This is a genomic window from Streptosporangium roseum DSM 43021, assembly GCF_000024865.1.
In the GTDB taxonomy this organism is placed as follows: Bacteria; Actinomycetota; Actinomycetes; order Streptosporangiales; family Streptosporangiaceae; genus Streptosporangium; species Streptosporangium roseum.
This window is the reverse complement of record NC_013595.1, coordinates 2,284,679-2,304,103: the sequence shown is the minus strand read 5'-3', so window position 1 is coordinate 2,304,103 and position 19,425 is coordinate 2,284,679. Positions and strand designations below refer to the sequence as shown.

Genomic DNA, 19,425 nt, shown 5'->3' with positions numbered 1-19,425 from the left:
AAATGGTCGACCGCATCCTGCTCGACGTCGCCTACGGACGGCGTCCCGCCGACACGATCATCACCAACGGCACCCTCGTCAACGTGCTGACCGGCGAGACCTACCCCGCCGAGATCGGCATCAGCGGCACCCGCATCGCCGTCGTCGGCCCGGACCTGCCCCGGGGACCGGAGACGGAGGTCATCGACGCCGGAGGCGGCTACCTCGTCCCCGGTCTGATCGACGGCCACCTGCACATCGAGTGCAGCAAGCTCTCCGTGACGAGCTTCGCCGACCTGGTCGTCCCCTACGGCACCACCAGCGTCGTCTCCGGCCTGGACCAGATCCTCGTGGTGGACGGCCTGCCCGGCGTCCGGGGCTTCCTGGACGAGGCCGCCCGGACCGGCATGCGCGTCTGGTGGGGCGCGCCCGCCAAGGCCCCCTACACGGTCCCCGAGTCGACCGTCGGGCACACCTTCGGCCCGGCCGAGCACCTGCGGGCGCACGAGTGGCCCGAGTGCGTCGGCATCTGGGAGACCGTCCAGGAGTTCGTCGAGCACGGCGACGAGGCCGTCATGGAGGCGCTCGACCTGGCCGCCAAGCACCGGCTGCCGGTCTTCGGCTGCGCCCCGCTGTCGGATCCGCGCCGCATCAGCGGCCTGGCCGCGGCCGGGATCCGCCTGGACCACGAGTCCTACTCCGCCGAGGAGACGCTGGAGAAGCTCCGCCGGGGCATCTACGCCATCGTGCGCGAGTCGAGCGTCGCCCACTTCCTGGAGGAGAACATCAAGGTCGTCTCCCAGGTCGGCGCGCGCCGGGTGGCCTTCTGCACCGACGACGTGCACGCCGCCGACGTGCTCGCCGGGGGCCACATGGACAAGCTGGTCCGGATGGCGGTCAAGGCCGGCGTGGACCCGGTGACCGCCATCCAGATGGCCACCGTCAACTGCGCCGAGATGTACCGGATCGACCACCTGGTCGGCAGCATCGCCCCCGGCCGGTTCGCCGACGTGCTGATCGTGGACGACCTGACGGACTTCCGGGTGCGCGAGGTCGTGGCCGGCGGCGCGCTGGTCGCCAGGGACAGCGCGATGATCACCCCCTCCGTGCCGCCCTCCCGGGGCGAGGTCCGGGCCTTCCCCGTCCCCGAGCTGACCGCCGACGACATCGTGCTCCGCGCCCCCGAGGGCGCCGCCACGGTCACCGCGCTGTCGATGAGGATGTCCCCGGAGCAGGTCTTCGTCCGCAAGCGGCACGACGTCACGCTCCCGGTCACCGGCGGGATCGTGGAGCCGTCCGTGGAGCAGGACGCGCTCTACATCACGGTCGTCGAGCGGTACGGCAAGACCTCCAACAGGCCGGTCGCCCTGGTCAACGGCTTCGGCATCACCAGGGGCGCGATCGCGACCAGCGCCGCGCCGGACGACAACAACATCATCTGCGTCGGCGCCTCCCGCTCGGACATGGCCCTGGCCGTCAACGAGGTCGTGCGGGCCGGCGGCGGCCAGGTCGTCGTCGTGGACGGCGAGGTCCTCCGGCTCCTGCCGCTGCCGGTCGGCGGCATCGTCTCCGACCTGCCGGCCGGGGAGATGGCCGAGGCCGAGAGCCACCTGGACGACCTGGCCCGCGAGCTGGGCTGCGCGCTGCCCTCCCCGCTGATGTATCTGTTCTTCCTGTCGATCACCGCGATCCCCGACTACGCCATCACCGACCTGGGCCTGGTCGACTGCGTCAAACTTGAGGTCATCGACCCGATTCTCTCCTGGAGCTGACAATGACGGATTTCATCGGGGGCCTGCCCAAGTGTGAGCTCCACCTGCACATCGAGGGCACCCTGGAACCGGAGCTCAAGTTCGAGCTCGCCGGACGCAACGGCATCGACCTGCCCTACGCCTCCGTCGAGGAGATCCGGGCGGCCTACTCCTTCGACGACCTCCCCTCGTTCCTGAAGATCTACTACGAGGGCATGGACGTGCTCCGCACCGAGCCCGACTTCTACGACCTGGCGATGGCCTACCTGCGCAAGGCCGCCTCGCAGAACGTCCGCTACGCGGAGATCTTCTTCGACCCGCAGGCCCACACCTCACGCGGCGTGCCGTTCGACCTCGTCATCCGCGGCCTGCGCCGGGCGCTGATCGACGCGGAGAACCAGCTCGGGATCAGGGCGCAGCTCATCATGTGCTTCCTGCGCGACTTCCAGGCGGAGTACGCCATGGCTACGCTGCTGGAGTCCCTGCCCTACCGCGAGTGGATCGTCGGCGTCGGCCTCGACTCGGACGAGAAGGGCAACCCGCCGGTCAAGTTCAAGGCCGTCTACGAGCGGGCCCGGCAGGAGGGCTACCTGCTGACGATGCACTGCGACGTCGACCAGGAGAACTCCACCGAGCACATCCGCCAGGCCATCGAGGAGATCGGCGTCAACCGCATCGACCACGGCGTCAACGCCCTGGAGGACCCCTCGCTCGTCGAGGCGATCCGCGAGAAGGGGCTGGGTCTGACCGTGTGCCCGATCTCCAACGGCTACGTGACCGACTCGATGAAGGCCGACGCCATCCGCCGCATGCTCGACCTCGGCCTGCGCGTCACGGTCAACTCCGACGACCCGGCCTACTTCACCGGCTACGTCCAGGAGAACCTGGTCGCCCTCGCCGACGCGCTCCAGCTCTCCCGGGAGGACCTCGTCCAGCTGGAGAGGAACGCCTTCGAGATCACCTGGCTCCCCCGCCACCTGAAGGACGCCTACCTCGCCGAGCTGGACGCCTACGCCGCCGGCTGACCGCCCGTGACACCGCATCCCCGGCGGCGCGCCCCGGGCCGGAGCCGCCGGGAGCGCACCGCCCTGCCCCGGCCCCTGCCCCGGCCCCGGCCCCGGGGATCGTCTAACGCATCCTGAGCGCCAGCAGGAAGTCGACCCGCTCGTCCAGGGCGTTGAGCGACCTGCCGGTCAGCTCCTCGATCCGCTTCACCCGGTAGCGCAACGTGTTGACGTGGACATGGAGCCGGTCGGCGGTCGCGGCCCAGGACCCCGACTCCTCCAGGAACGTCTCCAGCGTCTCGACCAGCTCCGTCTGGTGCGCGGCGTCGTATTCCTCCAGCCGCCCCAGCAGCCGCGTCCGGAACGAGCGACGCAGCTCTCCCGGGATCGCGGCGATCAGTGAGCGGTGGGAGCTGACGTCGTCACCGGTGATCGCCGACACCCGGCCCTCGCCCAGCTCGGCCAGCGTGCGGGCGTGCCTGGCCTCCTCGATCAGGCTGCTCAGCGCGGCAGGTCCCGTCGTGACGCTGCTGACGCCGATCGTGATCCGGGCATCGCCCAGCCCGGCCTCCAGCGTGGCCGCCCCGGCCAGCATGTGGGAGGTCAGCTCGGCGGCGCTGTTGCCCGCCAGCGGGACCAGCGCGACCGCCTCCCCGCCCACCGCCGTCGCGACCCCCGGCGCCAGCGGGCGCAGCAGCTCGTCGAGCACGGCGACGCCCACCTCGTCCGCCCGATCGGTCCCCTCGACCGCGAGCGCCACCGCCAGCAGGCCGTCCTCGGTCTCGATGTGCAGGGTGTGCAGCCGGGAGACCACGCCCGGCAGGTTGGCGTCCCCGGAGGTGAGCAGCCCCAGGAGCTGGTCCAGCACCCGCCGTTCGATCCGCTGCGCCGCCTCCAGCCGGGAGCGCTCCAGGGCCACCAGCGCGGCCAGCTCCACGATCAGGTCCTCGTGCTCGCCGCCCGCCCGCACCTGCTCCCCGGCGTAGGCCAGGAACCAGTTGGCGATCCGGTGCGGCGCCCCCTTGCTGACCGGGAAGACCGACAGCACGGTGCCGTCGGCCCGCACCGCCGTACCGGGGAGGAACCGCGCGGACAGGAACGCGTGCGCCAGCCGCTCACCGGCCCCCTCGGGCAGCGGCTGCGAGCCCACGACGGCCCGGCCCGTCGCCGACACCACCCAGCAGGGCACGTCCAGCTCCCCCGCCACCGCGGTGACGACCTTGCTCAGGCTGCCGCCGTCCACGAGGGTGCTGGCCAGCCTCCTGCGGGAGCCGTACGGCCGGCTCGGGGCGGAGCCGAACTCGTCGATCAGGGCGCGCAGCACGTACTCGGTGAGCGCGCTGAAGGAGACCTCCACGCCGAGCGCGAGCATGGGCAGCCCGGCGTCGGCGCAGGCGTCGATGAGGTCGGCGGGCGGGACCTTGAGCGCGGTGCCGGAGCAGAGCGCGGCGACCTTGGCCTCGACCAGCGCGGCCACGAAACGTCTGGCGGACTCGGGACCGTCGTGCCAGGTCAGCTCGGTGAGGACGAGCTCGCCGGCCTTGAGGAAGCGGCCCGGCTCGATCAGGTCGGTGGTGGCGACGCCACGGACCCGGCGATCGAGCAGATCGTGACCGCTGAGCACCTTCAACCCCAGGTGGTCGGCCTGGCACAGGTCCCGCAGGCGCATATCTGTAGGTTAGCCGCGGCTCAGACCGGCCAGGACTCCCGCCGCCACGCGGCGTCCCAGAACAGCCACTCGTAGCGCGCGGTGGTCAGCGCGTGCTCGCACAGCTTCGCGCGGTCGGCCTCGGGCAGCGTCGCGGCGACCTCGTCGAGCAGGTCCAGCACCCCGGCGACGGTCTCCTGGTAGGGCTCGTTGCCGTAGGTCTCGATCCACCAGGCGTAGAGCGGGTCGGGCGACGACTGCTTCAGCAGCTCCTCGCCGACCCTCGCGTAGATCCAGTAACAGGGCACGATCGCGCCCAGCGCCTCGGGAAAGGTGCCCAGGTGGCAGGCGCGTAGCAGGTAGGAGCCGTAGCCGACGGTGGTGGGGGCGGCGCCCTCGCCGCGCGCGTCGCCCTCGTCCATGCCGAAAGCGGCCAGCAGCTCCACATGGAGACTGTGCTCCACCTCGACCGTGCGCGCCGCGTCCCCGGCGAACCGCTGCACCGCGGCCGGATCCGCCGCCTTCACCCCGCAGGCCGCCAGCGCCCGCGCGTAGTCGGGCAGGAAGTGCGTCTCCTGCACCACGAAGTATCGGAAGACCTCGCGCGGCAACGTCCCGTCGGTCAGCCCGGTGAGAAACGGGTGAGCCAGGATCTCGGCATAGACGCCCTCGACGACCTGCCACAACTCATCACGGAACCGGCTCACGCCAGCGATGCTACCGGCATCGCGGGAGGCGGGAGGCGGGTGCCGCCCCCGCCGGCCGTCCCGCTCCGGGAGCGGGACGGCCGGCCTCCTCCCGAGCACGGGGGACGCACCCGCGAGTACCGGGGGCACCCGCGAGTACGGAGGACTCACCCCGCGAGTACGGGGGTCACCCGCCGGGTACGGGGGTCACCCGCGAGGACGGGGCTCACCCGCCGGGTACGGGGGCTCAGCCGGGCTCGTAGGCGAGGTTGGGACGGAGCCAGCGCTCGACTTCGGGAAGGCCGAGGCCGCGCCGGAGGGCGTAGTCCTCGATCTGGTCCCTGCCGAGGCGTCCCACGGTGAAGTAGCGCGACTCCGGGTGGGCGAAGAGCAGCCCGCTGACGCTGGCGGCGGGGGTCATCGCGAAGGACTCGGTCAGGGCCATGTCGAGCCGCTTGGCGTCGAGCAGGTCGAACAGGTCCTGCTTCTGGCTGTGGTCCGGGCTCGCGGGGTAGCCGAGCGCGGGACGGATGCCGCGGAAGCGCTCGGCGTGCAGGTCCTCGATCAGGGGGTCGGCGTCCGGCTCGTACCAGGCGCGCCGGGCCTGGAGGTGGATGTGCTCGGCGAACGCCTCGGCGAGGCGGTCGGCCAGGGCTTTCACCATGATCGCCCGGTAGTCGTCGTGCCGGGCCTCGAAGGCGGTGGCGAGGTCCTCGGCGCCGTGGACGGCCACGGCGAACCCGCCGATGTGGTCTCCGGCCGGGGCCACGTAGTCGGCGAGACACCGGTTGGCCCGGCCCGTGGGCTTGGCCGTCTGCTGGCGCAACATCGGCAGGCGGAGAATCCCGCGGCCGCCCGCGGCCGGCGGCCCGGCGTCGATCAGGATGTCGTCGCCCTCGGAGTGGGCGGGCCAGAAGCCGTAGGCGCCCCGGGCCTGGAAGTGGCCCTCCGCGATGATCTGGTCGAGCAGGGTGTTCGCGTCGTCGTAGAGCTCGCGGGCCACCGGCTGGTCGAGGATCGCCGGATACTTGCCCTTCAGTTCCCAGGCGAGGAAGAGGAACTGCCAGTCGATCATCCCGCGGAGGGTGGTCAGATCCGGCTGGACCGTGCGCAGGCCGGTGAAGTCGGGGACCGGCAGGTCGTCGAACGGGACCTGCTCACGGTTCGCGCGGGCCTGCGCGAGGGTCAGCAGGGGACGCCGCTCCCGGGTGGCGTGCTGCTCGCGCAGGCGCTCCTGCTCGGCCCGGTTGCTCACGGCCAGCTTCTCGGCCCGGTCCGCGTGGAGCAGGTCCGAGACCACGCCGACGACGCGGGAGGCGTCGAGGACATGCACGGTGGTGCCGTCGTAGGCGGGGGCGATGCGGACCGCGGTGTGCTGGCGCGACGTCGTGGCCCCGCCGATCAGCAGGGGCAGCTTCAGCCCGCGGCGCTGCATCTCCGCGGCGACGGTGACCATCTCGTCCAGCGACGGGGTGATCAGCCCCGAGAGCCCGACGGCGTCGGCGCCCTCGGCGATCGCGGTGTCGAGGACGACGGCGGCGGGGACCATCACCCCGAGGTCGATGACCTGGTAGTTGTTGCAGCCGAGCACGACGCCCACGATGTTCTTGCCGATGTCGTGCACGTCGCCCTTGACGGTCGCGAGCACCACCTTCCCCTGACCGCGGCCGGCGTCGACGCGCCCCTCCAGCCGCGCCTGCTCCTTCTCGGCCTCCATGTAGGGCTCCAGGTAGGCGACCGAGCGCTTCATCACCCGCGCGCTCTTGACCACCTGCGGCAGGAACATCTTCCCGGCGCCGAACAGGTCGCCCACGATCTTCATGCCGTCCATGAGCGGTCCCTCGATCACGTCGAGGGGGCGGGCCGCCCGCTGCCGGGCTTCCTCGGTGTCGGCGTCGATGAAGTCGACGATGCCCTGCACGAGCGCGTACGCCAGGCGCTGCTCCACCGGCGCGTCGCGCCAGGACAGGTCCACGGTACGGCGGGTGCCGGACCCGCTCACCGTCTCGGCGAACGCGACGAGCCGGTCGGTGGCGTCGGCCCGCCGGTCGAAGATCACGTCCTCGACGAGCTCCAGCAGGTCCGCGGGGATGTCCTGGTAGACCGCGAGCTGCCCCGCGTTGACGATGCCCATGTCCAGTCCGGCGCGCACGGCGTGGAAGAGGAACGCCGAGTGCATCGCCTCGCGCACGACGTCGTTGCCGCGGAAGGAGAACGACAGGTTGGAGATGCCGCCGCTGGTCCGCGCTCCCGGGCACCGCTGCTTGATCAGCGGCAGCGCGTCGATGAACGCCTTCGCGTAGCCGTTGTGCTCGGCGATCCCGGTGGCGACCGCGAGCACGTTCGGGTCGAACACGATGTCCTCGGCGGGGAACCCGGCCCGCTGCGTGAGCAGGTCGTAGGCGCGGGCGCAGATCGCCACCTTGCGCTCGACGGTGTCGGCCTGCCCCTGCTCGTCGAAGGCCATGACGACCACGCCGGCGCCGTAGTCCCGGATGCGCCGCGCCTGCTCCAGGAACGGCTCCTCGCCCTCCTTGAGGCTGATCGAGTTGACGACGCCCCTGCCCTGCACGCACTTGAGGCCGGCCTCCAGCACGCTCCACCGCGAGCTGTCGATCATGACCGGGATGCGGGCGACCTCCGGCTCGGTCGCGATCAGGTTCAGGAACGTGGTCATGGCCTGCTCGCTGTCGAGCAGGTCGGCGTCCATGTTGACGTCGAGCAGGTTGGCTCCGCCGCGGACCTGCTCCAGCGCGACGTCGACGGCGCCCTGGTGGTCGCCTCCCTCGACCAGGCGCCGGAAGCGCGCCGAGCCGGTGACGTTGGTGCGCTCCCCGATCATGACGAACCCGGTGTCGGCGCCGATCTCGAAGGGCTCCAGACCGCTGAACCGGGTGCGCGCCGGCGGTGCCGGGATCGGGCGCGGCGGGAGGGCGGACACCTCGGCCGCGATCCGCGCGATGTGCGCGGGTGTCGTCCCGCAGCACCCGCCGACGACGTTGACCATCCCCGAGCCGGCGAACTCGCCGAGCAGCCGCGCGGTCTCGTCCGGGGTCTGGTCATAGCCGCCGAACGCGTTCGGCAGGCCGGCGTTGGGATGGGAGGCGGTGTAGACGCCGGCGAGCCGTGACAGCTCGGCCACGTGCGGACGCATCTCCTCCGCGCCCAGCGAGCAGTTCACGCCGACCACCAGCGGAGCGGCGTGCTCGATGGAGCTCCAGAACGCCTCGACGGTCTGCCCCGACAGCGTGCGCCCGCTCAGGTCGACGATCGTCACCGAGATCCACAGCGGCAGGTGCGGGGCGACGTCGCGGGCGGCGGCGATCGCGGCCTTCGCGTTGAGCGTGTCGAAGATCGTCTCGATCAGCAGCAGGTCGACCCCGCCGTCGGCCAGTGCCTGGATCTGCTCGGCGTACGCGGCGCGGACCTCGTCGAACGACACCGCCCGGTACGCCGGGTCCTCCACGCGCGGGGACAGCGAGAGCGTGACGTTCAACGGCCCGATCGAGCCGGCGACGAAACGCCCGCCCGCCTCGTCCGCGGCCTGGCGCGCCAGCTGGGCGCCCCGCAGGTTCATCTCCCGCACCAGCGACTCCAGCCCGTAGTCGGCCTGGCCGATGCTCGTCGCGGTGAAGGTGTTCGTCGTGGTGATGTCCGCGCCCGCCGCCAGGTACTGCCGGTGCACGTCGAGGACGACATCCGGCCGCGTCAGGTTCAGCAGGTCCGGGTCACCGGTCACATCGCGCGGGTGGTCCTTGAAGCGCTCCCCGCGGTAGTCGGCCGCGGTGAGCTCGGCGCCCTGCAGCATCGTTCCCCAGGCACCGTCGAGCACCACGATCCGCTGGTCCAGAAGCTCCCGGAGTGCCTGTGTCCTGCCAGCCGCCTCTGCCGGGTGCGCCCCCGGCGCACCGGGGTCACCGGCGCCGGGTGCGTGCCGTACGGCACCCTGCCCGTGCTCGTCGCCGTGGTTCAAAGACGTATCCACCGGACCACCTCCCGTTATGGGAGGCGCCCTTGAGGAAAGGTCAAGGAGAGAGGATCAAGGCCGAGCGTGGCGGGCCTGAACCCGTTGCAGCGCCTCTCGACCTGAGAGTCAAAGATACCGGAAAGACCATGACGGCACCAGAAACGCCCCCGGGAGCGGCTCTCACAGGGCCCGGCGCATCACGACGCGGGGCGCGAGCTCGATGCCCAGCTCCCGCTCGTGGGCGACCAGCGCGGCCAGCTCCGGGCCCCACTCGGCCGGATCGAGCACGCCGAAGCCCCGCTGGGCATACCACGGCCCGTTCCAGGGCACGTCGCGGAACGTCGTCAGCGTCACCGCGGCCACCCCCGCCGAGGCCGCGTGGTCGCAGACCGCCTCCAGCAGCCGCCCGCCGACGCCCCTGCGCCCGTGGTCGGGGTGGACGGCGAGCTGGTCGAGGTGGACCAGCCCGTCCACCCAGCCGATCATCGCGAAACCGACCGGCGGGGTCCCGGCGACCAGGACCCGCGACGGGTCGTCGGTCTCCTCGATCATCGTGGTGCCCGGCGGAAAGGTGATGCCCACCGCCGCGAACACCCCGTCCGCGGCGGTCTCCACCGCCGCCAGCCCGGCCAGCTCTCCGGCCTCGGCCCAGCGGACCCCGGCCTGCGCCGAAGATCGGGTGTCTGTCATGAGACCGCATGGTACAGCGGTTCCTCCCGGACCACCGGGACGACCCGGGGCGGCCGGCCCGCACGGCCGCCTCAGGAGCCGAGCGCCCGCCGGACCTCCTTCTCCACGGCGGGGGCCAGGCTCCGCATGAAGGTGGCGGTGATGTGCCCCTTGTCGGAGTAGACCATCAGGTCGCCGATGACCGAGCGGCAGCGTTCCGCGGGACACAGCAGGTGGTTGAAGTCGGCGAACGTCACGTTGGCCGGTGGCCGGCGGAGCCGGGCGGCCGGTGAGACCGCGGCGAGGCTGTGCCGCTCGTCGTCCACGCACGCCTCCGTCCCCTTGACCTCGACGCACTCCGGGGGGTCGAAGGACATCCGCGGGGTGTCCCGGATCGCCAGCACGTGGATGCCCATCGCGCCGAGCTGCCGCCACCGCCGGACGTAGCCGGCCGGGAGCGTCTCCCCCCGCTCGAAGGGGCTGGAGATCGTCGCGGTGGTGACCAGGAGGTCCGGCTTGAGCCGCCCGAGCTCCGCCATGACCTCCTTCTGCCATCTGTCGCACGACGGATAGGCCCTGCCCTGGTAGCGCTGCGGGTCGGTGGAGAGCGCGCACGCCCCCTTCGTCAGGTTCACCACCTGCCAGCCGTTGGCGTCGGCGATCCTGTGCAGCGCCGGGAACCAGTGCGCGGCGTGCGAGTTGCCGACGAGCGCGATGGTGCGGCTCGGGTCCGCGGCGCCGTACCGGCACATCAGCACCTCGTCGCGTTGCGTGACCTGGTTGCAGCCGTCGGCGTAGGTCTGCGGGCGGTCGCGGGCGGCCATGGCCGGGGCGGGGACGATGCCGCCCTTCTCCCCCGCCTGGTCCTCCAGCCGGACGGTCCACACGGCGGCGGTGGCCAGCACCGGCAGCAGGCACGCCAGGCCCAGCGCGGCCGAGCGCGCCGTGCCGCGGGCCGTCATCCGGTCGGCCAGGTACGTCGTGACGGCCGCGAGCGTGAACGAGACGGCCAGGATGAGGGCGATGCCCTTGGCGCTCGCCGCCGTACGGCCGGTCTCCGCGAGGTAGAAGACGAAGATCGGCCAGTGCCACAGGTACAGCGCGTAGGAGATCTTCCCCACATACATCAGCGGGCGCAGGGTGAGCAGCCGGTCGGCGCCGTAAGCGCTGCCCGTCACCCCGGCAACGATGATCATCACGCCGGCTCCGGTCGGCCACAGGGCCGCGTAGCCCGGAAAGACCGTGGAGACCTGGAGCAGCAGGCCGCACGAGACCAGCGCGGCCAGGCCGATCCAGCCCAGCGCGACGCGGACCGCGCGCGACGGGCGCAGGTACGGCAACGCGACCGCGAGCATGCCGCCGAGGGCGAGCTCCCACAGCCTGGCCCCGGTGTCGAAGTAGGCCCACCGCTGGTCGGCCGCCGTCCGCAGCACCGAGTACGCGAGCGAGCCCGCGAAGACCAGGCCCATCACGCCGAGGAACGCCATCCGGGGGCTCCAGCGGCGGCGTACGGCCACCAGCGCCAGCAACGGCGGCCACAGGAGGTAGAACTGCCCCTGGATCGCCAGCGACCAGAAGTGCTGGACCGGGCTGGCCGCCGAGCCGGCGGCCAGGTAGTCGACCGCCGAGGTCGCCAGGCTCCAGTTCTCGTAGTACAGCGCCGAGGCGAACACCTCGCGCAGCGTGTCGTACCACCGGGTCCGCGGGAGCCACAGCAGCGTCCCGCCCAGCACCCCGAGCAGCACCAGCGCGGCGGGAGGCAGCAGCCGCCTCGACAGACGCGCGGCGAACGCCCCGAACTCCACCCGGCCCCGGCGCTCCACCGTGCGCAGCAGGGAACCGGTGATGAGGAAGCCGGTGAGCATGAGGAACACGTCGACGCCGCCGGAGACCCGTCGCGGCCAGATGTGGTAGATCACCACCAGCAGGACGGCGACCGCCCGCAGGCCCTCGATCTCCGGGCGGCGCCCGCTCGGCGTGCCCGCCCGCGCCGGCGGAGGGTCGGCGACGAGGACGTCCGCGGGAGCTGACACGCTGTATCTCCATGTTGGGCGAGGGGCGCCGCGGACCCGGAAGACACCGTCGGCGACGAATGCCGGACTTTTCGGCATTGAGCGGCGATCAGGCTACCCCTGATCGCCGCACCCCTCCACTCGGACCCGGAGCGCCGCCGATCGCGCCCGGCTAGAGGTCGAGCAGGGGCTCCAGGCCGACGGTCAGCCCCGGGACCTCCCCGACCCGGCGCACGCCCAGCAGCACGCCCGGCGTGAACGACGAACGGCTCATGGTGTCGTGGCGGATGGTGAGGGTCTCCCCGTCACCGCCCATGAGCACCTCCTGGTGGGCGATCAGCCCGGCCAGCCGTACCGAGTGCACGTGAACGCCTTCCACCTCCGCGCCCCGTGCCCCGTCCAGCGCCGCGCTGGTCGCGTCGGGCATCGGCCCGGCCCCGGCCTTGCGCCGCGCCTCGGCGATCAGCTCCGCCGTACGGCGGGCGGTGCCGGAGGGCGCGTCGGCCTTGTTCGGATGGTGCAGCTCGACGATCTCGACGGAGTCGAAGTAGCGGGCGGCCTGCTGGGCGAAGTGCATCATGAGCACGGCCGCGATGCCGAAGTTGGGCGCGATCAGCGCGTTGACGCCGGGGTTGTCGTCCAGCCAGCCCCTGACGGTCGCCAGGCGCCCGGCGTCGAAGCCGGTGGTGCCGACCACCGGGTGGATGCCGTGGGAGATGCACCATTCGAGGTTGCCCATGACCACGTCGGGGTGGGTGAAGTCGACCACCACCTCGGAGCCGGTGAGACCCTCGATCGGGTCGTCCTTGTCGAGGGCCGCGACCAGCTCCAGGTCGTCCGCCGCCTCGACGGCCTTGCACACTTCGATACCGACGCGCCCTCGGGCGCCGAGAACTCCAACCCTGATCACGGCCCCAAGGCTATACCGTCCGACCTCGCCGAAGCCCGCCGGCCGCGCCCTGGCCCCGCGGGCCGCACCTCACGTCCCCGCGGGCCGCCGCCGGGCCCCGCGGGCCGTGCCGGGCGGACGGCGGGCGGTGCCCGGACAGCGGAACGGCCCCGGCGCGGACGCCGGGGCCGTTCACGACAGGACGGCTAGCCGTTGACGACCCAGCCGAAGTCCTTGTCCTCGTAGGGGCCGATCACCGCGAGGGTCATCGGGCGGGTGAGGACGTCACGGGCGACCTCGGAGATCTGCTCCGGGGTCACCGCCTCGATCCTGGCGAGGACGTCGTCGACCGAGAGCAGCTCGTCGTAGACGAGCTCGCCCTTGCCGATCCTGGACATCCGGGAGCCGGTGTCCTCCAGGCCGAGCACGAGGCCGCCGCGCATCTGGCCCTTGCCGCGGACGATCTCCTCCTCGGTGATACCTTCGGCGACCACCCGGAGGACCTCCTCACGGCAGATCTTCAGCACGTCGTCGATCTTCGACGGCAGGCAGCCGACGTAGATGCCGAACTGCCCGGTGTCGGCGTAGGAGGAGGTGTAGGAGTAGGCGGAGTAGGCCAGCCCCCTCTTCTCCCTGATCTCCTGGAACAGCCGCGAGGACATGCCGCCGCCCAGGGCCGCGTTGAACACCCCGAGCGCGAACCGGCGCTCGTCGGTGCGGGTGAGACCGGTCGTGCCGAGGACCAGGTTGGCCTGCTCGGTCGGCCGGTGAACCACCCGCACTCCGGGACGCGCCTCGGCGCCGGGGCCGGAGACGCGCGGAGCGATCGGCGAGGCGTCCCCGCCGAGGGCTCCGGCCCGCTCGTAGGCCGCGGCGACGAGCGCCACGACCTGCTCGTGGTTGACGTTGCCCGCCACCGACACCACGGTGTGCGTCGGCAGGTAGTAGCGCCGGTAGTACTCCGCGATCCGGTCACGGCTGGCGGCGTTGATCGAGTCGACCGTGCCGAGGATCGGCCGGCCGATGGGCGTGTCGCCGTACATCTCGGCGGAGAACTGCTCGTGCACCATGTCGGAGGGGTCGTCGTCGTGCATGGCGATCTCCTCCAGGATCACGCCGCGCTCGGCCTCGACGTCCTCCGGGGTGATCAGCGAGGAGGTCACCACGTCGGCGAGCACGTCGATCGCCACCCGCAGGTCCTCGTCGAGGACCCGCGCGTAGTAGCAGGTGTACTCCTTGGCGGTGAAGGCGTTGATCTCACCGCCGATGCCCTCGATCGCCGCGGAGATCTCCAGCGCGTCCCGCGTGGGAGTGCCTTTGAACAGCAGGTGCTCAAGGAAGTGCGAGGACCCCATGTGCTCGGGGGCCTCGTCCCTCGATCCGATGCCGACCCACATGCCGACCGCGACGGAACGCACGGTCGGCATGGACTCGGTCACCACCCGGAGCCCACCGGGGAGGACAGTGCGCTGCACGACCCCGGCACCGTCCTTGCCGGGGTGCAGAGTGGTGGTCATCACGAGTTGCGGTCTTCTCCCCCACGGCTTCCGCCACCGCTGGTGCGGGTGCGGGTACGGCGGGGCCGGTCCTCGCGGGGACGGTCGTCGGCGGCGGCGGGCGCGGCCGGCTCCTCCTCGGAAGTGCCGCCCTCGGCCTTGGCCGCGGCCTCCTTCTCGATGACCTCGACGGGGACCAGGGAGAGCTTGCCGCGCGAGTCGATCTCGGCGATCTCCACCTGGACCTTCTCGCCGACGTTCATGACGTCCTCGACGTTCTCGATGCGCTTGCCGCCGTGCAGCTTGCGGATCTGGGAGACGTGCAGGAGGCCGTCCTTGCCCGGCATGAGGGAGATGAAGGCGCCGAAGGCGGCGATCTTGACGACCGTGCCCAGGTAGCGCTCTCCGACCTCCGGCATGTGCGGGTTGGCGATGGCGTTGATCGCCGACCGGGCCGCCTCCGCGGACGGGCCGTCGGTGGCGCCGATGTAGATGGTTCCGTCGTCCTCGATCGTGATCTCGGCGCCGGTGTCGTCCTGGATCTGGTTGATCATCTTGCCCTTCGGGCCGATGACCTCTCCGATCTTGTCGACCGGGACCTTGATCGTGATGATGCGCGGGGCCGTCGCGTTCATCTCCGCCGGGGAGTCGATGGCCTCCTGCATCACGTCGATGATGGCCAGACGGGCGCCCTTGGCCTGCTTCAGCGCGGCGGCCAGGACCGAGGCGGGGATGCCGTCGAGCTTGGTGTCGAGCTGGAGCGCGGTGATGACGTCCTTGGTGCCGGCGACCTTGAAGTCCATGTCGCCCATGGCGTCCTCGGCGCCGAGGATGTCGGTCAGCGTGACGTACTGGTCGCCCTCGTTGATCAGGCCCATCGCGATGCCCGCGACGATGCCCTTGAGGGGGACGCCCGCGTCGAGCAGCGCCATGGTCGAGGCGCAGACCGAGCCCATGGAGGTCGAGCCGTTGGAGCCCAGCGCCTCGGAGACCTGGCGGATCGCGTAGGGGAACTCCTCGCGGGCCGGCAGGACCGGGACGAGCGCCCGCTCGGCGAGCGCGCCGTGGCCGATCTCGCGGCGCTTGGGCGAGCCCACGCGGCCGGTCTCACCGGTGGAGTAGGGCGGGAAGTTGTAGTTGTGCATGTAGCGCTTGGTGCGCTCGGGGTTGAGCGTGTCGATCATCTGCTCCATGCGGAGCATGTTGAGCGTGGTGATGCCCAGGATCTGGGTCTCGCCCCGCTCGAACAGGGCCGAGCCGTGCACGCGGGGCACGACGTGGACCTCGGCGTTGAGCTGCCGGATGTCCTTGACGCCGCGGCCGTCGATGCGGACGCCCTCGGAGATGACCCGCTCGCGCATGAGCTTCTTGGTCAGCGAGCGGAACGCGGCGCTGATCTCCTTCTCACGGCCCTCGAACTCGGAGCCGACCTTCTCCAGGGCCAGGGCCTTGACGCGGTCGAGCTCGGTCTCGCGCTCCTGCTTGCCGGCGATGGTCAGCGCCGCGGCGAGCTCGCTCTTGACCGCGCCGGTCACGGCCTCCAGGACGTCGTCCTGGTAGTCGAGGAACAGCGGGTACTCGGCGGTGGCCTTGGCCGCGACCTTCGCGATCTTGGACTGCGCCTCGCACAGGACCTTGATGAACGGCTTGGAAGCCTCCAGGCCCTGGGCCACGGTCTCCTCGGTCGGCGCCACGGCGCCGTCGGCGACGAGCTTGAGCGTGTCACGGGTGGACTCGGCCTCGACCATCATGATCGCGACGTCGCCGTCCTCCAGGACGCGCCCGGCGACCACCATGTCGAAGGTGGCGTTCGCCAGCTCCGAGTGGGTCGGGAAGGCCACCCACTGGCCCTCGATCAGCGCGACGCGGACGCCGCCGATCGGGCCGGAGAAGGGCAGCCCGGCGAGCTGGGTGGACAGGGACGCGGCGTTGATCGCGACCACGTCGTACAGGTGGTCGGGGTTGAGCGCCATGATCGTCGCGACGACCTGGATCTCGTTGCGCAGGCCCTTGACGAACGACGGGCGCAGCGGCCGGTCGATCAGGCGGCAGGTGAGGATGGCGTCCTCGGAGGGACGGCCCTCACGGCGGAAGAACGAGCCGGGGATGCGGCCCGCGGCGTACATCCGCTCCTCGACGTCCACCGTGAGGGGGAAGAAGTCGAGGTTCTCCTTGGGATTCTTGGAAGCGGTGGTCGCGGAGAGGACCATCGTCTCGTCGTCCAGGTAGACGACGGCGGAACCCGCCGCCTGGCGCGCGAGCCGCCCGGTCTCGAACCGGATGGTACGCGTACCGAAAGAGCCGTTGTCGATGACGGCTTCACTGCTGTGGACACCCTCCACGGGGGACCTCCTTTGGTAGGTCGCCCGCGTCCACTCAGGCACGCGTTCCGTGCCTGAGTCGTCTTGTTGCCTGCTCCCCGTAGGTGCAGCGCCGGTCTTCGATCGAAGCGCCCGGTTCCGTACGGCTTACGCCATGATGACCGGGGGCCACTACCGAGGACCGGCCCTCCGACGCCGTGGGGCGCGCTTGCTGGCGGACGCGGGGCACTGTCTCGGCTATTCAGTTTGCTCACTGGGACGGCGTCTCCGTGGCGCGACGCGCCGACACCCGTCCATATGAGATGAGGGAGCGGCGCGGACGCCGCTCCCTCACAACTCTATCGGCGCAGGCCGAGCCGCTCGATGAGCGAACGGTAACGCGCGATGTCCTTGCTCTGCAGGTACTTGAGCAGACGACGGCGGCGACCGACGAGCAGCAGCAGACCGCGGCGGCTGTGGTGGTCGTGCTTGTGCGTCTTCAGGTGCTCGGTGAGCTCGCTGATGCGCTTGCTCAGCAGCGCGATCTGCACCTCGGGGGAACCGGTGTCGGTCTCACCCTTGGCGTACTCACCGATGATCTGCTTCTTTGCGGCGGTGTCGAGCGACACATCTCTCCTTGCACTTCTACGGGCACGCGCGATTTTCAGTTGCCCGAGCGACCGTGCGTGCCTACAGTCGCCGTGGCGAGATCAGCGCCGGGGTTGTGACACCGCCGGTTACAGAGCTGACATGCCAGATTACCATCAGCCCTCCCGCGTCCGCACATCCTCTGACCCGCCGCGGAGGCGATCAGGTCTCGCGGTGGACGATGGCGTAGATGCCGATCATGGGGTCCGTCGTCGGACAGGGCTGCCGTGAACGCGCCGGGCAGGCCGATGGCCAGGGTGCTCACCCAGGGGGGAGCCCCGTCGGGGGAGCCGGTGAAGGCCCGGTCGACCGGCTCGGGCCAGGCCCGGTCGCGGCCGGGTCACATCGCTCGGAAGCTCGGGAAGCCAGGAGGTCAGGAGGTCAGGCGGCGGGCCTCGTCGACGTCGGCGCGTATCTGGTCGACGAGCGCCTCGATCGAGTCGAACTTGACGTTGCCGCGGAGCCGGGGCCCGAAGTCCACGGCCATGTGTGCGCCGTAGAGGTCCAGGTCGTCGCGGTCGAGCGCGTAGGCCTCGACGGTGCGCGGCACCCCCTCGAAGGTGGGATTGGTGCCCACCGAGATGGCGGCGGGCCAGCGCTCGCCGCCGTAGACGGCCGGCAGGTTGCCCGTCGGGATGCCCTGCAGCCAGCCGGCGTAGACGCCGTCGGCGGGGATCGCGGTGAAGTCGGGCGACTCCACGTTGGCCGTCGGGAAGCCGAGCTGGCGGCCGCGCTGGTAACCGCGGACGACCACGCCCTCGACCCGGTGCGGCCGGCCGAGCGCCGCGGCCACGGCCTCCATGTCCCCGGCGGCCAGACGCTCGCGGATGAGGGTGGAGGAGATGGTCTCCCCGTTGCTCACCAGCGGGACCGCCTCCGCCACGAAGTCGTACTTCTCCCCGAGGGTCTGCAGGGTCTCGACGTCACCGGAGGCCTTGTGCCCGAAGCGGAAGTTCTCCCCCACCACGACCCCGCCCGCGTGCAGCCGGTCGACCAGCACCGTCTGCACGAACTCGTCCGGGCTCATCCGGGAGAACTCCAGCGTGAACGGCAGCACGCACACCGCGTCGACGCCGAGGGCGGCGAGCAGCTCCGTGCGGTGCCGGGCGGTCGTCAGCCGGGGCGGGTGCGTGCCGGGCCGCACCACCTCCTCCGGGTGCGGGTCGAAGGTCACCACGACCGAGAGCAGTCCGAGCTCGTCGGCCATCGCGACAGCACGGGCAACCATCTGCTGATGGCCGCGGTGAACCCCGTCGAAGACGCCGATCGTTATGACGGACCTGCCCCAGTCTTCGGGCACGTCGTCCAATCCGTGCCAGCCTCGCACCGCAGCCTCTTCCCCTTGTAGCGGATCGACCCCTAAAGCCTGCCATGCTCCCGGGCCATCTCTCCAATCGGGGAGCGCATTGGAAAGTGACAGGCCACCTGACGTCCGCCGACGAGGCTCAGCGCGGGACGTTCGGTACGGCAGCGCTCCTGGGCGATCGGGCAGCGCGGGTGGAAGGAGCAGCCGGTGGGCCGGTCGATCGGGCTGGGCACGTCGCCGGTCAGCACGACGCGCTCGCGGCGCGGCGCTCCGGAGCCGTCGTCGATCTCGGGGACGGCCGACAGCAGCGCGTGGGTGTAGGGGTGCGAGGGAGCCGCGTACAGGGCCTCGGCCTCGGCCACCTCGACGATCTCCCCGAGGTACATCACCGCGATCCGGTCCGACACGTGCCGCACCACGCCCAGGTCGTGCGCGATGAAGACGTAGGTGAGCCCGAGCTCCTCCTGGAGGTCGGCGAAGAGGTTGAGCACCTGGGCCTGGACCGACACGTCGAGCGCGGAGACCGGCTCGTCGGCCACCACGAGCCGGGGCGACAGGGCGATGGCCCTGGCGATGCCGATCCGCTGGCGCTGGCCGCCGGAGAACTCGTGGGGGTAGCGGTCCAGGTGGGTCCTGGCCAGGCCGACCAGGTCGAACAGCTCACCGACCCGGTTCCTGATCGCGCCGGCGTCGCCGTACCCGTGGATCCTGAGCGGCTCGGCGACGGCGTCGCCGGCCGTGCGGCGCGGGTTGAGCGAGGCGTAGGGGTCCTGGAAGACGAGCTGCAGGCCCTTGCGGACCGGGCGGAGAGCACGGCGGGACAGGCCGGTGATGTCCTGCCCGTCGAACTCCACCCTGCCCGCGGTGACGTCGGTCAGCCGGACCAGGCAGCGGCCGAGCGTGGACTTGCCGCACCCGGACTCGCCGACCACCCCGAGGGTCTCCCCGGCGCGGACCTCCAGCGAGACCCCGTTGACGGCCTGCACGCCGCGGCCGCCGCGCGCCTTGAAGTGCTTGACCACGTCGGTGGCCCTGAGCAGGGGGCCCGTCGTCGTGTCCGTTGTGTTCAC

The 19,425-nt window shown here is 71.4% G+C and carries 13 protein-coding genes and 1 riboswitch; of the genes, 2 read left to right on the top strand and 11 right to left on the bottom strand.

Annotated elements, in window-relative coordinates; translation table 11 throughout:
* Positions 1–2 precede the first annotated feature (2 nt).
* Both SROS_RS10350 and SROS_RS10345 read left to right on the top strand, forming a co-directional pair.
* Positions 3–1,751 carry an adenine deaminase C-terminal domain-containing protein gene (locus SROS_RS10350; RefSeq protein ID WP_012888870.1) on the top strand — a complete coding sequence of 583 codons (1,749 nt, stop codon included), beginning with the start codon at positions 3–5 and terminating at the stop codon, positions 1,749–1,751.
* Between the two features lie 2 nt (positions 1,752–1,753).
* A complete protein-coding gene (locus SROS_RS10345) occupies positions 1,754–2,755 on the top strand; it encodes an adenosine deaminase (RefSeq protein ID WP_012888869.1) in 1,002 nt (333 codons plus the stop codon).
* Positions 2,756–2,858: 103 nt separating this feature from the next.
* Here SROS_RS10345 and SROS_RS10340 read toward each other — a convergent pair whose 3' ends face one another.
* The 11 genes from SROS_RS10340 to SROS_RS10290 form a co-directional block, all read right to left on the bottom strand.
* Positions 2,859–4,403 (bottom strand): PucR family transcriptional regulator, encoded by a 1,545-nt coding sequence (locus SROS_RS10340; protein ID WP_012888868.1) that lies wholly within the window; start codon positions 4,401–4,403, stop codon positions 2,859–2,861.
* Positions 4,404–4,423: 20 nt separating this feature from the next.
* Complete coding sequence (tenA, locus tag SROS_RS10335; RefSeq protein WP_012888867.1) at positions 4,424–5,089, bottom strand: thiaminase II; 666 nt, start codon at positions 5,087–5,089, stop codon at positions 4,424–4,426.
* Positions 5,090–5,315: 226 nt separating this feature from the next.
* Complete coding sequence (gene metH / locus SROS_RS10330; protein ID WP_012888866.1) at positions 5,316–9,053, bottom strand: methionine synthase; 3,738 nt, start codon at positions 9,051–9,053, stop codon at positions 5,316–5,318.
* Between the two features lie 14 nt (positions 9,054–9,067).
* Positions 9,068–9,157, bottom strand: a riboswitch (S-adenosyl-L-homocysteine riboswitch).
* A gap of 58 nt (positions 9,158–9,215) precedes the next feature.
* Positions 9,216–9,725, bottom strand: coding sequence for a GNAT family N-acetyltransferase (locus SROS_RS10325; RefSeq protein WP_012888865.1), 510 nt, complete (start codon positions 9,723–9,725; stop codon positions 9,216–9,218).
* A 71-nt stretch (positions 9,726–9,796) separates the two neighbouring features.
* Positions 9,797–11,737: an acyltransferase family protein gene (locus SROS_RS10320; RefSeq protein WP_012888864.1), complete on the bottom strand. Its 1,941-nt coding sequence runs from the start codon at positions 11,735–11,737 to the stop codon at positions 9,797–9,799.
* A 151-nt stretch (positions 11,738–11,888) separates the two neighbouring features.
* Positions 11,889–12,626, bottom strand: coding sequence for a 4-hydroxy-tetrahydrodipicolinate reductase (gene dapB / locus SROS_RS10315; RefSeq protein WP_012888863.1), 738 nt, complete (start codon positions 12,624–12,626; stop codon positions 11,889–11,891).
* 185 nt (positions 12,627–12,811) lie between these two features.
* Positions 12,812–14,122, bottom strand: coding sequence for a M16 family metallopeptidase (locus SROS_RS10310; RefSeq protein WP_012888862.1), 1,311 nt, complete (start codon positions 14,120–14,122; stop codon positions 12,812–12,814).
* Complete coding sequence (locus SROS_RS10305; protein WP_012888861.1) at positions 14,122–16,443, bottom strand: polyribonucleotide nucleotidyltransferase; 2,322 nt, start codon at positions 16,441–16,443, stop codon at positions 14,122–14,124. Before SROS_RS10305 ends, SROS_RS10310 begins: the two co-directional genes overlap by 1 nt.
* Positions 16,444–16,760: 317 nt before the next feature.
* Positions 16,761–17,030: a 30S ribosomal protein S15 gene (gene rpsO / locus SROS_RS10300; protein WP_012888860.1), complete on the bottom strand. Its 270-nt coding sequence runs from the start codon at positions 17,028–17,030 to the stop codon at positions 16,761–16,763.
* Between the two features lie 392 nt (positions 17,031–17,422).
* Positions 17,423–18,376 (bottom strand): bifunctional riboflavin kinase/FAD synthetase, encoded by a 954-nt coding sequence (locus tag SROS_RS10295; RefSeq protein WP_012888859.1) that lies wholly within the window; start codon positions 18,374–18,376, stop codon positions 17,423–17,425.
* Between the two features lie 32 nt (positions 18,377–18,408).
* Entirely contained in the window at positions 18,409–19,425 is a 1,017-nt protein-coding gene (locus SROS_RS10290) for an ABC transporter ATP-binding protein (RefSeq protein ID WP_245564600.1), read from the bottom strand.